The 19,365-nt window shown below is 69.4% G+C and carries 19 protein-coding genes; 2 read left to right on the top strand and 17 right to left on the bottom strand.

The genetic code is table 11. From position 1 onward, the window contains the following. Nucleotides 1-121: 121 nt before the first annotated feature. From F6W97_RS10645 to F6W97_RS10625, 5 genes are all read right to left on the bottom strand, one after another. Nucleotides 122-496 carry an FKBP-type peptidyl-prolyl cis-trans isomerase gene (locus F6W97_RS10645; RefSeq protein ID WP_155370066.1) on the bottom strand — a complete coding sequence of 125 codons (375 nt, stop codon included), beginning with the start codon at nt 494-496 and terminating at the stop codon, nt 122-124. Nucleotides 497-529: 33 nt separating this feature from the next. Next, the gene (locus F6W97_RS10640; RefSeq protein ID WP_155370065.1) at nt 530-1,546 is read right to left on the bottom strand and encodes a LacI family DNA-binding transcriptional regulator; all 1,017 of its coding nucleotides are present in this window, start codon (nt 1,544-1,546) and stop codon (nt 530-532) included. A gap of 1 nt (nt 1,547) precedes the next feature. Then, nucleotides 1,548-2,438: a sugar ABC transporter permease gene (locus F6W97_RS10635; RefSeq protein ID WP_230686603.1), complete on the bottom strand. Its 891-nt coding sequence runs from the start codon at nt 2,436-2,438 to the stop codon at nt 1,548-1,550. Between the two features lie 13 nt (nt 2,439-2,451). Beyond that, nucleotides 2,452-3,468, bottom strand: a complete 1,017-nt coding sequence (locus F6W97_RS10630; RefSeq protein ID WP_155370063.1) for a carbohydrate ABC transporter permease — start codon at nt 3,466-3,468, stop codon at nt 2,452-2,454. 84 nt (nt 3,469-3,552) lie between these two features. Continuing rightward, nucleotides 3,553-4,854 carry an extracellular solute-binding protein gene (locus F6W97_RS10625; protein ID WP_155370062.1) on the bottom strand — a complete coding sequence of 434 codons (1,302 nt, stop codon included), beginning with the start codon at nt 4,852-4,854 and terminating at the stop codon, nt 3,553-3,555. A gap of 261 nt (nt 4,855-5,115) precedes the next feature. Between F6W97_RS10625 and F6W97_RS10620 the strand changes: the two genes are divergently transcribed. Next, complete coding sequence (locus tag F6W97_RS10620; RefSeq protein WP_155370061.1) at nt 5,116-5,691, top strand: maleylpyruvate isomerase N-terminal domain-containing protein; 576 nt, start codon at nt 5,116-5,118, stop codon at nt 5,689-5,691. A 149-nt stretch (nt 5,692-5,840) separates the two neighbouring features. Here the strand turns inward: F6W97_RS10620 and F6W97_RS10615 are convergent, their stop codons facing one another. The 10 genes from F6W97_RS10615 to F6W97_RS10570 are packed head-to-tail and all read right to left on the bottom strand — an operon-like array spanning nt 5,841 to nt 16,464. Further along, a complete protein-coding gene (locus tag F6W97_RS10615; RefSeq protein ID WP_155370060.1) occupies nt 5,841-7,163 on the bottom strand; it encodes an MFS transporter in 1,323 nt (440 codons plus the stop codon). After that, entirely contained in the window at nt 7,160-8,521 is a 1,362-nt protein-coding gene (locus tag F6W97_RS10610) for a hypothetical protein (protein ID WP_155370059.1), read from the bottom strand. The genes F6W97_RS10615 and F6W97_RS10610 overlap by 4 nt, the downstream gene beginning before the upstream one ends. Nucleotides 8,522-8,552: 31 nt before the next feature. Then, nucleotides 8,553-9,017, bottom strand: coding sequence for a YbaK/EbsC family protein (locus tag F6W97_RS10605; protein ID WP_155370058.1), 465 nt, complete (start codon nt 9,015-9,017; stop codon nt 8,553-8,555). 54 nt (nt 9,018-9,071) lie between these two features. Continuing rightward, the gene (locus tag F6W97_RS10600) at nt 9,072-9,800 is read right to left on the bottom strand and encodes an ABC transporter ATP-binding protein (protein WP_269059681.1); all 729 of its coding nucleotides are present in this window, start codon (nt 9,798-9,800) and stop codon (nt 9,072-9,074) included. Then, a complete protein-coding gene (locus F6W97_RS10595; RefSeq protein WP_155370056.1) occupies nt 9,790-10,575 on the bottom strand; it encodes an ABC transporter ATP-binding protein in 786 nt (261 codons plus the stop codon). Before F6W97_RS10595 ends, F6W97_RS10600 begins: the two co-directional genes overlap by 11 nt. Then, nucleotides 10,568-11,512: a branched-chain amino acid ABC transporter permease gene (locus F6W97_RS10590; protein ID WP_155370055.1), complete on the bottom strand. Its 945-nt coding sequence runs from the start codon at nt 11,510-11,512 to the stop codon at nt 10,568-10,570. Before F6W97_RS10590 ends, F6W97_RS10595 begins: the two co-directional genes overlap by 8 nt. Further along, the gene (locus tag F6W97_RS10585; RefSeq protein WP_155370054.1) at nt 11,512-12,405 is read right to left on the bottom strand and encodes a branched-chain amino acid ABC transporter permease; all 894 of its coding nucleotides are present in this window, start codon (nt 12,403-12,405) and stop codon (nt 11,512-11,514) included. Before F6W97_RS10585 ends, F6W97_RS10590 begins: the two co-directional genes overlap by 1 nt. A gap of 8 nt (nt 12,406-12,413) precedes the next feature. After that, on the bottom strand, nt 12,414-13,574 hold the full coding sequence (locus F6W97_RS10580) for a branched-chain amino acid ABC transporter substrate-binding protein (protein ID WP_230686569.1): 1,161 nt from the start codon (nt 13,572-13,574) through the stop codon (nt 12,414-12,416). A gap of 11 nt (nt 13,575-13,585) precedes the next feature. Continuing rightward, nucleotides 13,586-14,887, bottom strand: a complete 1,302-nt coding sequence (locus tag F6W97_RS10575; protein WP_155370053.1) for a hypothetical protein — start codon at nt 14,885-14,887, stop codon at nt 13,586-13,588. Further along, the gene (locus tag F6W97_RS10570; protein WP_155370052.1) at nt 14,887-16,464 is read right to left on the bottom strand and encodes a B12-binding domain-containing radical SAM protein; all 1,578 of its coding nucleotides are present in this window, start codon (nt 16,462-16,464) and stop codon (nt 14,887-14,889) included. Before F6W97_RS10570 ends, F6W97_RS10575 begins: the two co-directional genes overlap by 1 nt. 498 nt (nt 16,465-16,962) lie before the next feature. Here F6W97_RS10570 and pip point away from each other — a divergent pair, with 498 nt between their 5' ends. Then, a complete protein-coding gene (pip, locus tag F6W97_RS10565; protein WP_155370051.1) occupies nt 16,963-17,964 on the top strand; it encodes a prolyl aminopeptidase in 1,002 nt (333 codons plus the stop codon). Between the two features lie 19 nt (nt 17,965-17,983). Here pip and F6W97_RS40040 read toward each other — a convergent pair whose 3' ends face one another. Further along, complete coding sequence (locus tag F6W97_RS40040) at nt 17,984-18,166, bottom strand: hypothetical protein (RefSeq protein WP_196279072.1); 183 nt, start codon at nt 18,164-18,166, stop codon at nt 17,984-17,986. Nucleotides 18,167-18,285: 119 nt separating this feature from the next. After that, a complete protein-coding gene (locus F6W97_RS10555; protein ID WP_155370050.1) occupies nt 18,286-18,822 on the bottom strand; it encodes a hypothetical protein in 537 nt (178 codons plus the stop codon). Nucleotides 18,823-19,365: the final 543 nt, after the last annotated feature.

The following is a 19,365-nucleotide window of genomic DNA, read 5'->3' as shown; positions in this document are numbered from 1 at the left end:
CCCGCAAGATCCCTCGCCGTGGCCCCGCTATGATCCCGACGATCTTGCGCGAACTGTTGGCGATACGCCCGGAACGAGTGTGTCGTCCCCACCGTACGCGCAAGATCGTCGGGGGAGTGGGTCAGCGGACCTCGAGGAGGTCTACGACGAAGACCAGGGTGTCGCCGGGCTTGATCATGCCGCCGGCGCCGCGGTTGCCGTACGCGAGCTTGGCCGGGATGATCAGCTGGCGGCGGCCGCCGACCTTCATGCCGGCCACGCCCTTGTCCCAGCCCTCGATGACACGCCCGCCGCCGAGCGGGAACGTGAACGGAGAGCCGCGGTTCCAGGACGCGTCGAACTCCTCGCCGCCGTCGAAGGTCACACCCACGTAGTGCACGACGACCTGGCGGCCGGGTACGGCCTCGTCGCCGGTGCCGACCACCAGGTCGGTGATCACCAGGTCGGTCGGGGCCTCGCCCCCGGGGAATTCCACAGTCGGTTTGCTCAAGGTCATGAAGCCATCCTAGGCGGGGCCCGGAGAACGTTGTCAGCGCAGCGCCGCCGTCGACCCCCGCACGACCAGTTCCGGCCGGAACATGTACTCGCTGTGCGGGGCCGCGTACCCGCCGATCTCGTCGAGCAGCGCCCGCACCGCCGCCTGGGCCATCGCCCGCACCGGCTGGCGCAGCGTGGTCAGCGGCGGATCGGTGTACGCCATCAGCAGCGAGTCGTCGAACCCGACCACCGACACGTCCCCCGGCACGGACAGCCCGTTGGCCCGCACCGCCCGGATCGCGCCCAGCGCCATCAGGTCCGACCCGCACAGCATCGCCGTCACGCCGCGCTCCAGCAGCCGCAGCGCCGCCCCGTGCCCGCCCTCGACGCCGAACGGCGCGATCTCGATCAGCTCCTCCAGGTCCCCGTCGTACAACCCGGCCATCGCCGCGGCGTACCCGGCCACCTTGCGCCGCGTCGGGGTGTACCGCCGCGGCCCGCAGAGCAGCCCGATCCGCCGATGCCCCAGCGACGCCAGATGCGCGACGGCCAGCTCCGCCGCCCCGTGCTCGTCACACGACACGAACGGCGCCGCGACCCCCGGCAGAAACCCGTTGACCAGCACGAACGGCACCCCGTCAGTGGTCAGCCGGTGATAACGCGCAGGATCGCCGTCAGCCGCCGCGTGCATACCCGACATGAACACGATCCCGGCGACATCCCGCTCACGCATCATGTCGACGTACTCGTCCTCGCTGACCGTGCCCGGCGTCTGCGTGCACAGCATCGACGTGTACCCCTGCTGGGCCAGCGTCGACTCGGCGATCTGCGCGAACGCCGGAAAGATCGGGTTGTCCAGCTCCGGCAGGATCAGCCCGACCAGCCCCGCCCCGGTCCGGTGCAGATGACCCGGCCGCTCGTAGCCCAGCACGTCCAGCGCCGTCAGCACCGCCTGCCGCGTGCTCGCCGACGCCCCCGGCCGGTCGTTGAGCACCCGGGACACGGTCGCCTGGCTGACCTGCGCCTGTGCGGCGATGTCGGCCAGGCGTGCCCGCGTCTGCGTACCCACCTCAGCCCTTCGTTCCACCGGCGGTCAGGCCGGACACCAGGTGGCGCTGGGCGTACAGGAAGACCAGCCCGGCGGGCACCGTCACCAGCACCGCCGCGGCGGTCAGGTACTCCCACTGCGCGTTGAACTGCGGCACGAACTGCTGCATGCCGTACGCCAGCGTGAACCGGTCGTCGGTCTGGATGAACGCCGACGCGTACGCGACCTCGCCCCACGCCGTCAGGAACGTGTAGAACGCCGTCACCGCGATACCCGGCCGCGCCAGCGGCATGATCACCCGCCAGAACGTCTGGAACGGCCCGCACCCGTCGATCGACGCCGCCTCGTCCAGCGACGTCGGAATCGAGTCGAAGTACCCCTTCAACATCCACGAACAGAACGGCACCGCGATCGTCAGGTACGCGATCACCAGCGACGCATGCGTGTTGATCAGCCCCAACGTCGCCATGATCTGGTAAATCGGCACGATCAGGATGGCGACCGGGAACATCTGCGTCACCAGGAACACCATCATCAGCTTGCGCCGCCCCGGGAAGTTGAACCGCGACAGCGCGTACCCGGTGGTCGCCGACATCAGGATGCCGATCACCATCGTGCACAGCGCGATGATCACCGAGTTGAGCATCCAGGTCGGGAAGTTCGTCTCGAACAGCACGTACTCGTAGTTGCCCAGGGTTGGTTCCTTGACCAGCGACAGCTCGCTGCTCTGCACCCACTGCTTGGGCTTGAACGAGCTCAGCACCACCCACGCGATCGGGAACACCGCGATCAGCGACGCGCCGATCAGCGTGGCGTGCAGCCCGAGCGAAGCCAGCGGGCTGCGCTTGGCCCGGCTCTGCTTGTTGGTCTGCGGGGTGGGCGCGGACTGCCCGGCCGTCGTGCCGGGGGCCATGGTCATCGTCATGTCACCACACCTCGCCTTGCTTGCGCAGCGCCCGCCGGTAGAACACGGAGAAGACGAGCAGGATGGACAGGATCAGCACGCCGTACGTCGAGGACAGCGAGTAGTTGCGGATGCCCTCGAACGCCGACCGGAACGCGCCGGTCACCAGGATCTCGGTCTGCCCGGCCGGCTCGCCGCCGGTGACCAGGAAGATGATCGGGAACATGTTGAACGTCCAGATGAAGCCCAGCAGCAGGACGGTCATGCTGACCGAGCGCAGGCCGGGCAGCGTGATGTTGACGAACCGCTGCCACGGGGTGGCTCCGTCGATCTCGGCGGCCTCGTACTGCTCGCCGGGGATGGTCTGCATCCCGCCGAGCAGGGTGACCATCATGAACGGCACGCCCAGCCAGATGTTGGCAATGATCGCCGTGAGCAGCGCGGTCTTCCAGTCGGCGAACCACTCGACGCGGTCCAGGCCGACGGACTCGAACAGCGAGTTGATTAGGCCGAACTGCTCGTTGAACATGAACCGCCACGCGAACGCCGACACGAACGCGGGCACCGCCCACGGCAGGATCAGCAGCATCCGGTAGAGGCCACGGCCGCGCATCGGCCGGTTGAGCAGCACGGCCAGGCCCAGTCCCAGGCCGTAGTGGAACACCACGCAGGTGACCGTCCAGATGAGCGTGACGCCGAACTGCCGCCAGAACTCGCCGACCTTGCCGGTGAGCAGGTTGACGTAGTTGTCGACGCCGACGATCTCCCACGCGTTCGGGTTGGGCTTGCACACCTCGCTGCCGGTGATCGACTTGCTGCAGATCTCGGCGAGCTGGTTCGCCTCGGTGAGGTTGGTGAACGACAGCAGGATGCCGCGGCCGAGCGGATAGAAGATCAGGACGCCGAGTACCAGCACGACGGGGGCGACCATCACCCAGGCGTACCAGTGCTTGTCCCAGCTGCGCCGCAGCCGGCCGGGTCGTCGGGTCTCACGCGGCGGGGGGCTGGTCCGGGCCGGCGTGGCGGTGTCTGTGCTCACGGGCGTGCTCCGAGGGGTGAAAGCGGGGCGCGGGGGATGGGCCTGAGGCCGGCCCCCGCGCGGGGGACCGGCCTCAGGTGAGGGTCAGGACGCCGTGTAGGCGGTGACGACCTCGGTCTTGTACTTGTTCGCGACCCCGTCGAGGGAGGTCTTCGGGTCCTTGCCCTGGATCAGGACCTCGGTGGCCATCGTGTCGAGCGGGCCGAAGAACTGGCCGCCCTCGGGGATCCACGGGCGGGCCACGGCGGCGGCCACGACCGGCTGGAACGCCGCGATGATCGCGTTGTTCTTCACCTTGTCGATCTCGTACGCCGACTTGCGGGTGGGCAGGGTGCCCAGCTTGTCGGCCAGGAACGCCTGCGAGGACGCCGAGGACATGAACTTCACGAACGCGATGGCCGCGGCGGCCTTGTCCTGCGCCATGCCGGAGTACAGCACGTAGTTGTGGCCGCCGACCGGTGCGCCGGCCTTCGCCGAGCCCGCCGGAACCGCGGCGACGCCGAGGTTGTCGATGCCGCCGAAGGTCGGGGCGTTGCGGAGGTTGTTGACCTCCCACGGGCCGTTGATGATCATGGCGACCTTCTGCTCCTTGAACAGGGTCATCATGGTGCCGTACGAGTCGTTCGCCGGCGGCTTGACCGCGGCGCCCGACTTGACCAGGTCGGCGGCAACCTGGATGCCCGCGACGTTGGCCGCGGAGTTCACGGTGATCTTCTTGGCGGCGGTGTCGACCAGGTCGCCGCCCTCGCCGTAGATGAACGGCAGCAGGAAGTAGCCACCGGCGTTGATGAACAGGCCGTCCTTCTTGGTCTTGGCCTTGATCGCCGCGGCGGCGGTCTTCACGTCGGCCCAGGTCTTGGGCGCCTCGGTGATACCCGCATCGGTGAAGATCTTCTTGTTGTACATCAGCGCGAGCGAGTCGGTGACCTGCGGAACACCGTAGGTCTTGCCGTCGAACTTGTTCGCCGACATCGGGGTGGCGAAGAAGTCGGACTCGTCGGCCAGCAGCTCGCTGCCGTCGAGGTTGTACAGGTAGCCCAGGGACGCGAACTCCGGCACCCACGCCACCTCGGCGCGCAGCACGTCCGGAGCGCCGGAGTTGGCCGCGGCGGCGGTCTTGAACTTGTTCTGCGCCTCGCCGAACGGGACCGACTGGTAGTTGATCTTCACGTTCGGGTAGGTCTTGTTGAACTCGGTGATGAGCTCCTTGTATGCCGGACCCTCGTTGGCGGGGTCCGACGTGTCCCACCACGTCAGCTCGGCCGACAGGGCCGCGGGGTCGGTCTTGGTGGTGGGTGCCTCGGTCGCGTCGTTGCCACAGGCCGTCACCGCAAGTGCGATGGCAGCGGAGGCAAGAACGGCGATCCCTCTGGCGGTGCGACGCATTATTCGCTCCTCGGGGGTATGCCTGTCCTTCCAGCGCGCGACGTTAGCAAGAAGTTTCTGATTCAGAAAGTCCTTGCGCCTTTTCTTGCAGCCCCGTTACCAAACGGCGTCCACAAAACCGTAAAAACACCACAATATGCATGCGTGACGCCGTTCACAGCCTGGTGATCTACTGAAATCAATTGGCAGACCTTGCTAACAGTTTCAGCAGCTCGGCGAAACGGGTGTCGCCGCCCCCACCGAACGTGACACAGTGCACCGATGCGCGATCCCGGTCACGACGACGTCAGGCAGGCCCTGCAAGCCCTGCAAACCGCCCTCGCCCCGCACCTCGCGGCCGACTGGGGCGCGCCCGCCGGCACACTCGACTGGAGCTGCCGCGACACCGCCGCCCACATCGCCCACGACCTCACCGCGTACGCCGGCCAGCTCGCCGCCGCCCCCGACGACGCCTACCTGCCCTGCGACCTGACGGTGCGCCCCGAGGCCACCAACGCGCAGCTCCTGCAGATCATCACCGCGGCGGGCGGGCTGCTGGCCACCGCGCTCGCCGCCGCCGACCCGGACCTGCGCGCCTGGCACTGGGGCCCCTGCGACCCGAGCGGCTTCGCTGCCATGGGTATGGCGGAGACCCTGCTGCACACCCACGACATCACCCGCACCCTGGACCCGGCTTGGCGCCCGCCCGCCGACCAGGCTGCGCTGATCGTGGCCCGGCTGTTCCCGGAAGCCCCCGATGGCGAGCCCGCCGAGGTTCTGCTGTGGTGCACCGGCCGCGGCGAGCTGCCCGGTCGCGCCCGGCGTGACGGGTGGACCTGGCGCGCCGCCCGCGGGTGAACCCGGCTCGTATGAATTGCCCCCAGGCCGCTGAGGTCTGCCCGGTCACGCCGCCGAGGTAGCTGACGCCCTGTTCGAACCCGACGTCGGCCCGTCAGCCGGAGACGGGCCGTTCGCGGCGGGCCACGGCTTTGTCAATCGCACCCCGCTCAGCTGCCGGGCTGGTCGTCGTATGGCGCGCGGGCCGTGTACACCATGCCGGATTCGACCGGATCCGGCCGGCTCGGCCGCGTTGCCGCGTCGAGGGAACGGAGTTCGGGGACCTTCGAGAAGAGGATCCACATCGGAGCAGACAGGAACACCGCGGCGATCACCACCAGCGCGACCCGCAGGCCGGCCGCGTCGGCGAGGAACCCGCCCGCCAGCGCCCCGAGGGGCATCACCCCCCAGGCGACGAACCGGTAGCTGGCGTTGACCCGCCCGAGCGTGTCCGGCGGCGTCACTGCCTGGCGCAGGCTGACCATGTGCACGTTGGCGATGCTGAGACCCGCTCCGCCGAGGAAGAACGAGACGACCAGCAACGCCAGGCCCACCGGCCGCTGGTCGTGCACGACCGGAAGCAGCGCCGGGGCCGCGCCGCTCAGCAGGGTCGCGATGAGGATCGCGGGCCCGTGTCCCCGCCGGCGCGCGAGCCTGCCCGCCACCACGGCCCCGCCGACCGAGCCGACCGCGCCGCTGCCCATGACCAGTCCCAGCAGGCTCGGCGACATGCCGAGCCGCTCGGTCGCGTAGGGCAGGAACACCGTCTGCTGCGCCAGCCAGCACATGTTGTACGTGGCGGCCTGGCCCAGGCAGGCGCGGAGCAGGTTGTTGGAGAAGGTCAGCCGCAGGCCGTCGCCGATGTCGCGCCAGAGGCTGCCGCGCTCGCGCCGCGGGGCGGGCGGAACCTCAGGGCGGCGGATCAGCAGCAGCGACCACAGCGAGACCAGGTAGGACAGGCCGTTGGCGACCAGCGCGATCGGCGCCGTCAGCAGGTCTACGAGGATTCCGGCCGCCCCCGGACCGGCGACCTGGGCCAGCGCCGCGCTGCCCTCCATCCGGCTGTTGGCGCGCACCAGTTCCGTCGGAGCGACCAGCGCGGGCAGGTACGACTGGTAGGCCACATCGAAGATCACCGAGCAAGCGCCGAGGACGAGCGCCGCGCCGTACACGATCTCCAGGCGAAGCTGGCCCGTCCAGGCGAGCAGCGGCAGCGTGAGCAGCACCCCGGCGCGGATGATGTTGCTGCCGATCATCGCGTGCCTGCGGCGCACCCGGTCGATCCACACCCCGACCAGCAGCGCCCCGGTGAACGGGACGAAGCTCAGGGCGTTGAGCAGCCCGACCTCGCGGACCGACGCGTGCAGGACCTCCAGCACGGTGAGCGGCAGGGCCAGCAGCGCGACCTGCGCCCCGACGAGGGATACGCTCTCGCCGAACCACAGCTTGGTGAAGTCGGCGGCTGTTGCGGTCCGGGCCTGCCCGATCCTCATCGCTGCCCGGCGTGGTGGAACACGCAGCCGAAGCGGGCGCCCCGGTCGACGCTGACGACCCCCGCGTCGTGGTCGGTGGTGCCCTTCACGTAGGCGCCCGCGTCGGCGGGGGAGACGCCGACGAAGATCCCCCAGTTGAGGATGGCGCGGGCGTAGCCGTCCGGTGCGGTCGGATCCACCACCCGTTCCCGTACGGGCACGACGCGGCGCTGCACGATGTACGACCCGTCGACGGCCGCCTTCACCAGGTCGGCCCACTGCTCGTCGTCGACGGTCCAACCGGCGGTCACCCCGTGGCCGTCGTAGGCGCAGTTCGGTTTGAGGACCAGTTCGCTGCGGTGGGCCAGGGCGTAGTCGAGCAGGTCGACCTCCTCGCCGTCGGCGCGGACCCGTTCCCGGCGCACCTGCCGGGTCCACGGCAGCATCCGCTCGACCAGGTCGAGTTCGTGCGGCTCGAAAGCGCCGCGGTGGCGCTCGTCGCTGAGCAGCGCCATGCACGCCTTGTTCCCGTAGAGCTCGATGTCGAACGGGGCGCACAGCCCCACCGCGCCGCGCTCGACCGCCTCCAGCAGGGGGCGCAGCAGCTCCGCCGGCTGCGGGCCCTCCAGCAGGTGGTCCAGCAGGTACATGCGGTAGACGACGTCGACGCGGCGCCCGGCGAGGTACACGCCGCCCTGGCGGTACTCCAGCTGTCCCATGTGGCACGCCTCGGCATCCACGCCCATCGGGCCCATGAGCGTCGCCATCGTGCGCATGCGCTGCTCCTCGATGGGGAAGCTGGTCGGCCAGTCGGTCACCGCCACGAACGGGCGCGACGGGGCGTCCTTCGGCAGGCTGGTGGCCAGCATCGTGTCCACCAGCCCACGCAGGCTGTCGCCGTATCCGAGGGACTCGTCGGCCACGAACGCGCGCAGGTGATCGTCGTGCAGCATCACCCGGTTGAGCAGGGTGCCGTGCCAGCCGCCGAGCCCGCTGGTGAGGTTGTACTCCAGCATCCGGAAGCCGGTCTGCTCCTGGTATAGGTCGGCCCGGCCGATGCACACCGGCTCGTCGGTCGCCGTGCGCAGGATCGCCTCGGCCTGCAGCGCGGGCGTGCCCGTCGCGTCGGCCAGCGCCTGGATGCTCCCGCCGAACAGGCGGTCCGGCAGGGAGCACATCAGCGCGAACATGGCGGCGAGATCGGCCCGGATCCCGGCGTACTGCCCGGCGTCCAGGAAGAACGGCCGGTTGAAGTTCCGGTCGCTGCCGTAGGTCATGAAGTCGGGGAAGTCGGCGAACCTGACGGACGCGACCCGGCCGTCTCCCCGCGACTCGTGCAGGAAACGTCGCGTGATCGCGTTCTCCGCGCTGGTGGCCATAGTCATCCTCTCCGACGCCCCGAGGGGTGCGTCATTCGATGTCGGCGACCTTGCCGCCGGTGATGCGTTCCAGTTCCCTGAGCGAGGTGCAGAACATCGTCATCTCGTCGCCTGCTCCGGCCCACACCTGCTCGTAGCGGCCCAGCCAGGTGTCCACTACGGTGCGGATCGCCGCCGGGTGCCCGACCGGCGCGACGCCGCCGACCTCCTGACCCGTGGCGGCCAGCACGAACGCGGGCGTGGCCCGGCGGATCCGGGCGGCGCCCAGCAGCGCGGCCACCTTGGCGGTGTTGACGCGGTGTGCCCCGCTGGCCAGGATCAGCAGCGGTTCCCCGTCGGCGTCGAAGACGAGGCTGTTGGCGATCGCGCCGACCTCGCAGCCGAGCTGGGCCGCGGCCGCCGCGGCGGTGGGGACGGGCTCGATGAAGGTGCGGATCTCGCCCGCGACGTTGAGGTCGCGAAGGGCGGCGGTGGTTCGGGCGACGGCGTCGGACATGTCAAACCTCACTGTGGTGTCGACTGGTACGGCTGACATCGTAAGCGTGACGTTTCATGCCAAACGAGTTGATTTTCTGGCACGTCCCAGGTACGCCTTGACGACGGCTTCGTCGGCCAAAAGGTCACGAGCCGATCCGGACGTCGTCGCCACGCCGTTCTCGATGACCACACCCGAGTCGGCGATACGCAGCGCCGCGCGGGCGTTCTGCTCCACGAGCAGCACCGAGACACCCTCGCCCCGCAGCCGGTCGATGATGCCCATGACCAGGTCGACCATGAGGGGTGCCAGCCCCATCGACGGCTCGTCCAGCAGCAGCAGCTTCGGACCGGCGACCATCGCCCGCCCGATGGCCAGCAACTGCTGCTCGCCGCCGGACAGGGTGCCGGCCGCCTGCGCGCGCCGCTCCCGCAGCCGCGGCAGCAGCTCGTAGACGTGCGCGATCCGCTCGGCGGCCGTGTTGCGGGCGACCAGGTGCCCGCCGAGCTGGAGGTTCTCGTGCACGCTCATCGTGCTGAAGACCCGGCGTCCTTCCGGCACGTGCACGATGCCGGCCGCGACGATGTCCTTGGGGTGCGCGCGGGTGATGTCGCGCCCCTGCCAGCAGACAGTGCCCGCCGACGGGCGGACCAGCCCCGACACCGCCAGCAGGGTGGTGGTCTTCCCGGCCCCGTTGGCCCCCAGCAGGGTGACGATCTCTCCTTCGCGGACGGCCAGGGACAGGCCGGCGACCGCCCGCACCCCGTCGTAGCCGACTTCCAGGCCTGTGATCTCAAGCACCAGGCTCACCGTCCGTCTCGTCATCGCGCTCGCGGCCCAGGTAGGCCTCCACCACGACCGGGTCCTGGCTGACGTCCTCGGGTGTGCCCTGCGCGATCCGCCGGCCGAAGTTCAGCACCACGACCTGGTCGGAGATGTCCATGACCAGCGACATGTCGTGTTCGATGAGGAGCACGGCGGTGCCCAGGTCGCGGATGCGCGCGATCAGGTCGGCGAGGGCGCCCTTCTCGCTGTGGTTGAGCCCGGCGGCGGGCTCGTCCAGCAGCAGCAGGCGGGGCCGGCACGCCAGCGCCCGGGCGATCTCGACCATGCGCCGGTTGCCGTAGGACAGCGTGCCGGCCGCCCTGCCCCGATCGGCGTGGAGTCCGACGAAGTCCAGCCACCGCTCGGCCTCGACGGTGCTGTCGCGTTCCGAACGCCGGAACCGGCGGGTGTGCAGCAGCGCGTCGAGCACGTGCTGGCCGGTGCCGCGGTGGGTGCCGGCGCGTACGTTCTCCAGCACCGACAGCTCGCCGAACAGGCGCAGGTGCTGGAACGTGCGGGCCACCCCCCGCGCCACGATCGCCGAGGGGCGCAGCCCCACCAGGTCGCTCCCGTGGAAGCGGATGGCGCCCTGCTGCGGCCGTGCGAACCCGGTCACGCAGTTGAACAGGGCGGTCTTGCCGGCGCCGTTCGGGCCGACCATCGACCACACCTCGGCCGGGCCGAGGGTGAGCGAGACCCCGTCGAGGGCGTGCACGCCGCCGAACGACAGGCGCACCTGGTCGATCTCAAGCATCGCGCCTCCCGAGGCCCGCCCTGCCGGGCCAGAGCCCCCGTGGCCGGAGGATCATGATCACGATCAGGAGCACGCCGAAGGCCGCGTACTGGTAGTCGGCCACGTCGCGCAGCAGTTCGGGGCCGAGCGCGATGAACACCGCGCCGACGACCACGCCGCGCGAGACGCCCTGCCCGCCGAGCACCACCGCGACCAGCACGAGCACCGACTGCAGAAAGGTGAAGCTCGCCGGAGAGATGGCCGACAGCTGAGCCGCGAACAGCACCCCCGCCAGTCCGCCCCAGACCGCTCCCGCGACGTACGCCGCGAGCTTGGTCCGGTACGTGTCGATGCCGCACGCCTCGGCCGCGTCCTCGTCCTCCCGGATGAACCGCCAGGCCCGGCCCAGCCGCGACGAGGACAGCCGGGCGGCGCCCACGACGGCCACCGAGACCACGACGACGACCGCGTAGTAGAAGACCACCGGATCGCTCAGGTCCAGGCCTCCCACCGCCAGCCCCGGGATGCCGTAGATCCCCGACGGGCCGCCGGTGAAGTCGAGGTTTCCGGCGGTGACCCGGATGATCTCGCCGAACCCGAGGGTGACGATGGCCAGGTAGTCGCTGCGCAGCCGCAGGGTGGGCAGCCCGATCAGGACCCCGGCGCCCGCCGTCACCAGCACCACCGCCGGCACCGTGGCCAGCAGCGGCAGGTCCAGCCGCGTGGACATGATGCCGGCCGTGTACGCGCCCACGGCGAAGAACGCCGCGTAGCCCAGGTCGAGCAGCCCGCAGTATCCGACGACGATGTTCAGCCCGGTCGCGAGCATCACGAACACGGCGGCACTGGTCATGATGGACATCGCGTACGGCGTGGCGATGACGAACGGCGCCAGCAGCGCGGCGGCGAAGCCGAGCCAGCCGATCCATCTGGCGTTGAGCACCGCGGGCAGCGACATCAGGCACGCTCCGCGACCGGGGCGCCCCACAACCCGGTGGGCCGGATCGAGAGGAACAGGATCAGCACGCCGAAGGTGAGCACGTCACGCCATTGCCCGCCCAGCACCGAGGTGCCCACCGACTCGACGAGGCCGAGCAGGATCCCGCCGGCCATGGTGCCGTAGATGTTGCCGATGCCGCCGATGACGGCTGCGGTGAACGCCTTGAGGCCGATGACGAACCCCATCAAGAAATCGATCTTGCCGTAGTACGCGCCGGCCATGAACCCGGCCGCGCCCGCCAGCGCCGACCCGATGAAGAACGTCTGGGACACCACCGCGTTCACGTCGATGCCCATGAGCGCGCTGGCACGCGGATCGAGCGCGATGGCGCGCATCGCCCGCCCCCGCCTGGTCCGCGACACCAGCAGGTGCAGCGCGACCATCAGCGCCAGCGCGAACCCGATGAGCGCCAGCTGCTGCCCGGACAGGCGCACACCGAGCACCTCGAGCGCCGCCAGGTCGAAGCGCACCGGGTAGACCTGCGGGTCGGCGCCGGCCACGATCCGGACGCCGTACTCCAGCGCGAACGACGCTCCCACCGCGGTGATCAGCAGTGACAGCCGTGACGACCCGCGCAGCGGCCGGTAGGCGAGCCGTTCGAGCGCCACGCCGAGCAGCCCCGTGACCAGCATCGTGGCCACCAGCGTGAGGATCAGCAGCGGGATGCCGACACCGCCGGTGCGTACGCCCAGCGCGCTGAGCGAGATGAAGCCGACGAACGCGCCGACCATGTAGAGGTCGCCGTGGGCGAAGTTGAGCAGCCTGATGACGCCGTAGACCATCCCGTAGCCGAGCGCGACGAGCGCGTAGAAGGAGCCGACGAAGATCCCGTTCCAGAGCACCTGCAGCATGGGCCCCCCTACGTCAGCGGGTCGGCCAGCGTGAACCTGCCGTCCTTGACGACGAGGATCTGGAAGCCGCCGCTGCTGAGGGTGTGCTCCGGGGTGAACCGCAGCGGGCCGGAGAACATCGGGAACCCGTCGACCTTGGCCAGCGCCGCGATGACCTTGGCGCCGTCGGTGCCGCCCGCCGCCCGGACGGCCTCGGCCGCGAGCCGCACCGCGTCGTAGCTCTGGTTGGAGTAGGGGCCCGGCTCCTGGCCGAACTTGGTCTTGTAGGCCGACAGCCAGCCCTGCGCCCCGGGCAGCGTGTCCGGTGTCTGGGTCATGGTGGCGAACACCCCTGCGGCCTCGGTCGCACCGGCGATCTCGACGAGCTTGGCCGACACCGCGCCGTCGCCCACCATGATCGCGCCGCGGTAGCCGGCGTGGCGCAGCTGGCGGATGATGAGCCCGCCCTCCTGGAAATAGCCGGTCCAGTAGATGAGGTCCGGTTTGGCGCGCAGCGCGACGGCCACGTTCGCGGAGTAGTCGCTCTCCTTCGGAGTCACGATCTCCACCGCGACCTTCACTCCCGTCGAGGCCAGGCGGCTCTGCGTACGCACCGCCATGTCCCGGGGGGCGCTGGTGTTGTCGTGCATCACCACGACCGAGGCCGCGCGCTGCTTGCCGATCCACGTCGCCGCCGCCGCGGCCTGCTGGTCGCCGGTGCCGTTGATCAGGAAGACGTTGTCGAGCTTCTGCTCGACCAGCTCGTACGAGTTGGCCGCCGGGATGATCATCGGGATTTTGACGCGGTGGAACACCGGCAGGGTCGGCAGCGTCGCGCCGGAGCAGTAGCCGCCCACCGACACGTGCACGCCCGCGGCGATGAGCTTGTTCGCGCCCGCGACCGCCGTCTTGGGGTCGCACGCGTCGTCCTCGACGACCAGCTCCAGCATGCGGCCGTCCACGCCGCCCTTGGCGTTGATCTCGTCGATCGCCAGCTGCGCGCCGTTCTGCATGTAGGGACCGATCGCGGCCTCACTGCCCGTCCGCGGAGCGAGCATGCCCAGCCGGATCGGGCCGTCGTCGGACGCCGCGCCGCCAGGATCGCCCAGCAGCCCGTTGCCGCATCCGGACAGGATCAGCCCGGCCGCGACCAGCACCGCTGTCCACCGCGACGACCTGTGCCTCATCATTGCCGAGCTCCTCATTTGGTGAAGGGTGTGCAGACGGCATGCCTGCCGAGGTGGACCTTGCGGCTGGTGTTGACGAACGTCGCGTGGCCGCCGAGCATGCTGCTTCCGGTGCCGGCCCGGGTGAAGATCGGGGTCAGCCGCAGCCGGGCCCGGGGCATCAGGCACAGCTGACCGGAGTGCGGATGCAGGAACTGCACGTCGAAGCGGTCGCTGTCCGCCAGGTCGCTGATCAGGAAACTTGTGTCTGCGTGCTCGGGATGCCCGGGGATGTGCCCGGCGGCCGCGGCGTCCACGGCGGCGTGCCACCGGCTCGCGGACTGGTCGCCGAAGTAGACGCCCCGGCTGCCCCAGGTGAACTCGACGCCGTCGGAGTCCACCACCTTGAGCACCTTGCGGCGGCCGTGCGCCTTGAGGTCGGCCAGGAACTCCGGCGTCGGATCCTTCGGCATGAGCGCCGAACGGGGGACGCCCTCACGCAGCACCGACAGCTGCGCAGCGCCCATCCGCGCCGCGAGCTCGTCCTCGAGCCGCTCGTCCCACGACAGCGACAGCAGCCCCTTCGTGCCGTACCCGTGGAACAGCGGGTTGACCAGCTGCTCGGCGCTGCCGAGGATCTCCGCCCGGAGCCTGGCGTCGTACTGGCGGAACTCCTTGACGTAGCAGAAGCGCCACCCGATCCGGCCGTCGTCGCGGAACCGGGAGAACGGCTCGACGTCGACGTCCATGCCGAAGTCCTCGCCCATCCGCTGCGCGACGAGCTCGTTTTCCGAGCGGTACATCGGGTAGCCGTCGTCGAGCCAGATGTGGGCGAACCCCAGCCGGCGGAACGTGTCGAACAGCGGTGCCGCCGACACCCCGTACGCCCGCTCGAACGCGTGCGCCTTGCCGGCGTTGCCGAAGATCTCCTCGACCTCGGTGAGCAGCGGCCTGCCCCCGCTCACCACGACGTCCAGCCGGAACATCTCGATGTAGCGTGCCAGGTCGAAGCCGCGCAGGTCCTCCGGGACACCGGTGTCCAGGTGTCCGCGCACCGCCGCGTCGCCCTCCCGGTAGAGGTCCTGTGCGGCGTCGACCAGTGCGAACACCGCGGCGCCGAGCCGCTCCAGCCGCTCCCACAGGTCGTCGCCCAGCGCGAACGGCCGGGCCGCCACGAGCCACGGCGCCTTGTCCCGCTCGGAGCCGGTGAAACTGACCCCCAGCTTGACCAGCGACTCGGTGGCGTACGCCGCCGCGTCCAGCAGCTCGCCGTCCGGCTCCGCCGGCGTGTAGCGCACGTCGGCGAGGTCGTCGAGCATGTCCCGCTTCGCCGCCATCACACACCGCCCCCGATGACGATCTCGTACTTGTTCGCCAGCGCCGAGATCTGGTCGACGTGCTCGTCGACGGCGTCGGTGGTGATGTCCGGGCAGCAGCCGCGGATGAAGTCCTTGATCAGCTCGTCCATGTCGAACAGGTCGCCGGTGCGGTACTTCTCCTTGACCGACTCCAGGTAGTCGCGGTCCACCCGCAACCCGAACTCCTTCGCCCTGCTCTCGGCGTGCTCGGGGTGGGTGAGGTAGCGGAAGGACTGCGATCCCGGGATCGGGCACAGCGGGCCGAAGTCCAGGGCCGCGAACGTCTTCGGGTGGCTCTCGACGATCCGGGTCAGCACCGCCAGGTTCTCCGCCATCAGGTTCGGCGTGATGCCGAGGTGGGTCAGCACCAGGCCCGCCGTGACCATGCCGCCCTGGCTGACCACGCTGTCCAGCGCGCGCAGGTTGTGGTCCATCGGCGCGTCCTTGCGGCCCTTGCCGCCCGCCGACTGCTTGTTCATGACCCGCAGGGAGATGTCGGACAGCCCGTCGAACCCGATGAAGAAGTGGTCGAAGCCGAGCACGTTGATCAGCGTCGCCACCCGGTCCGGCACGGTGGCGAAGGCCTCCGCGCGGGTGTACCCGAACATCTTCGGCCGCTCGTGCGGGGGCAGCTCGGCGAACCACGGCGGCACGTGCTCGGCCATGCCGCGCAGCATGCGCCACAGCGTCAGCGGCAGCTCGTCGGCGGTGACGTAGAAGTAGTTGAAGCCCTGCCGGTACACGTTCTCGAGGATGCGCCAGGCCCGGTCGGCCTCCGGCGCGATGATCTCCCTGCTGCCGGGGATGATCCCGCAGAAGTCGCAGGCGTTCAGGGGGATGCCGTCGAGCCGCTCGCCGGCGAACTTGATGCAGCCGCGGCCGATGTCGACCACCTGGCTGCGCAGCTCCCGATCCCGCATGAAGAAGTAGACGTCCTGCTGCCCGCGCAGGTAGTGCTCCTGGTGCGGGAAGAGGGTGTCCGCCAGGGAGTAGTCGACCAGCGGCAGCGAACCGTACTCCGCAGGGCGCTCGGGATTGCGCAGCACGGTGCCGTCCGCGGCACGGTACACCAGCCCCGCGTACCCCGACAGCGGCCCGCGCGATCCGGCGACGCCGTCGCGCATGAAGTCGGCGAACCCGGTGACGACGTCGTTGCCGTAGAACCCGAAGTCGATCGCGGGCTGGCTGCGCATCGCGTTGTCGTAGAGGGCGGAGAAGTGGTCGTTGCCGAACACCGTGGTGACTGCGGGGTTGCGTCGCTTGGCCCGCGCGGCCAGCTCGACCGATGCGCCGTAGTTGGCGGTCAGCACGCTGAAGCACATCGCGTGGATGCGGTGGGCGTTGCCGTCGATGAAGTCGGCCAGCTTCTGGTTCCCGTGCACCGTGCCGTCGAAATAGGCCACCCGCACCGGCCCGTCGCCGAGCTGCTCCCGCAGGGCGCTCATCAACGTCAACAGGCCGAGATTGGGGTAGATGGAGGCGTTGGCGCTGGAGGTGTGTCTTGAGGTGTCGGCGGCATTCACGAACACGATTAATTGAGTCGAGTCAACGGACATGACAAGAGAACCCCGTTTCAGTTCTATCGCATTCTGGAGCGGACTCGGCCCCTACTTGACCGATCGACAGCAGATCGGGGAATGCATCGGGCGGCCCAGTGCCACACCATGGCTGAGAATCGGCGCGAATGATCGTCGCCGAAACCTCCCCCGGTCGGTTGCCGGGGGGAACGCTACCAAACGCCGATCTATGCCCGCAACGCTTTGGGGATGACGATTGTCGATGAATCCATGCTTATCACTGCACTGTCCACACAGGACATGTGAGCGTCGTCACATAGCACAACGTCGATGACGCGCTCCCGGGTCTCTTTGGTGTGGCACCTTTGACGGCTGTTGGCGATAGGGCCTGAACAGGTATGTTGGCATCATCCGACTACCTTGTCCTGGCCTCTGCAAAAGCCGATTGTCCACTTTGCTCGCTTGACGACACGGCGGCTTCGGCTACTCTCGGACGTCTGGCACGCACGACACGCGACCGCCTGCGGGGAGGCAAGCATGCGCACGTTCTATCCGGAGACCAATCCATACATGGAGGGTTTCCTCGATGTCGGAGACGGCAATTCCCTACACTGGGAGATCTCCGGAAATCCCACCGGAAAGCCCGTGGTATTCCTTCACGGCGGGCCCGGAGCCGGCTCCAAGCCGGAGTATCGGCGACTGTTCGACCCACGCTTCTATTCGGTGATCCTCTTCGACCAGAGAAACTGCGGACAGAGCGTGCCGCACGCCAGTGAAGCCGGCGTGGACCTCAGCGCCAACACGACCTGGCACCTGGTCGCCGACATCGAGAGGCTGCGCGAGAGCCTGGGCATCGAGCGCTGGATGGTCGCCGGCGGATCGTGGGGTGTCACCCTGGCGCTGGCCTATGCCCAGAAGCATCCTGACCGGGTCACGGAGATGATCCTCCGCGGCATCTTCACCGCTCGTCGCGCCGAGCTCCTGTGGGCTTTCCAGGAAGGCGCCAGCTGGCTCTTCCCGGACCACTGGGAAGACTTCGTCGCGCCGATCCCGCTGGACGAGCGGCACGATCTCCTCGGCGCCTACCAGCGCCGCCTGTCGCACCCGGACCGCGACACCCGGATCGAGGCGGCCGTGGCCTGGGGCCGGTGGGAGGGCACGATCCTCACGTTGCTGCCCGACCCGGAGCTGGTGCAGACCTTCTCGCAGGACGACTACGCCGCCGCGATCGCCCGCATCGAGAACCACTACTTCGTGCAGGGGGCCTTCCTCGAGGAGGGGCAGCTGATCAACGAGGCGGCCAAGCTCTCCGGCATCCCAGTGGTGCTGGTGCAGGGACGGTATGACGCCGTCTGCCCCGCCCGCACAGCGTGGGACCTGCATCGCGCCCTTCCCGACAGCGAACTGTTCATCGTCGACGACGCGGGACACGCCTTCGACCAGCCCGGCATCCTGCACCACCTGATCGAGGCGAGCGACCGCTTCGCCACGCGCAACCTGAACCACACCTGGCGCGCCCCCACGGTGCAGCCGATGTAGCCGCGACGCGACCGCGGCGTCACTGTGGCCGGCTGCGGCGACGGAGGTCGACCGCGCTCGCGTCCCTCCACAGGTGCGGGAACACCTCGATGCCCCGGTCCGCCGCGACGGTCAGCGCGGCGGTGAACGGCAGCACATCGACCATCGCCACGACCGCGGCCCCGGCGCCCACCGCGTCGGCCGCCCGCCGGACCTCAGCCAACCCGGATCCGGTGACCGTCCTGCCGACAAGGGTAGATCACCAGCCGATTCTGCCGCATACGGCAGCGAGGCCGCACCAGCCGGACACTCCGACCGTGCGGCCCCGCCACCCGAAACCACTCAGGGCTGCGGCTGCTCCGGCGAACCGACCGCGACCGCCGTCGGCAGACCCACCACGTTGCCCGCGGCGTCCAGGTTCACCGTGAACTCGACGTCCAGCCGCTTGCCCCAGCAGGCCTCAGCCGGGTCGCCGGGCTGGATCGGGTTCGGCGGCACCATGTTGTACGTGCCGGTGAACTCCAGCGTGCTCGCCGATGCGAGCCGGAAGTGCTGGCTGCCCCGCGCGGCGCAGGACACCTCGGTGCCGGTGCCCAGGCCGTCGACGAGCCTGGTGTGGATGATCTGGAAGCCCTGCGGGCTGATCGGGTTCGGCGGCACGGCGAGCAGGACCTTGCCAGCGAAGGTGAGCGTGCCCAGGTCGGCGAAGGTTGCCTGGCCGGTCAGCGGCACCTCGAACCTGCTCACCGGTCCCGTCGGCGGCTCGCTGGGCTTGTCGCCGGGCTTAGCGGCCGATGCGGCTCCCGCCGACCCGGCCACTGCCGCTGCTGCGACCGCGGCCACGGTGACGGCCCATCGCGCGATTCTGGATACGGACATGAACTACCCCCGTAGGTGATGACCGCGGAACACCCGCAGTACCCAGTCAGCCATACGGAAAGTGACGCTATAGGCACACGGCGTGCTTGCGGGGTATTTGCTGCCGTGTCGGGCGATGTTCGCCGGAACAGGAGCGCCGCGGCTCACGATCCACTGCGCCCCGACGGTTCCCACGATCGACCACCTGATCCTTGCGGACCAGCTCATTCGTCAACCCTTGAGCGTTCGTGAGCATTCTAGGACCCGCACCCAGGGGTTCTGCCCGTTCCAGTACGAAGCGTTGACCCCTGGGTTCGGGTCGACGTCGAACACCGATCGGCAGACCTGGAGCGCAGCGAAGGTCCTTAAGTGGTGGTGGGAGACCAACTCGGCCAGCTTGGGGAAGAACACTTTCGGCTGGCCGCTCCGATAACAGTTACCTCGGCTGGAACCGTTCGACGGATCGTGGTTACTGCCGCCTGGCGCCCTCAGGGCGGAATCACCCACCTGTCCTGGTTCTTCAAAGGGGTACTGAGGCTGTAGCCGACGACCGTTTCGATCATC

It is taken from the genome of Catellatospora vulcania, assembly GCF_009720385.1.
Classification (GTDB): domain Bacteria; phylum Actinomycetota; class Actinomycetes; order Mycobacteriales; family Micromonosporaceae; genus Catellatospora; species Catellatospora vulcania.
This window is presented reverse-complemented; position numbering and strand designations above follow the sequence as displayed.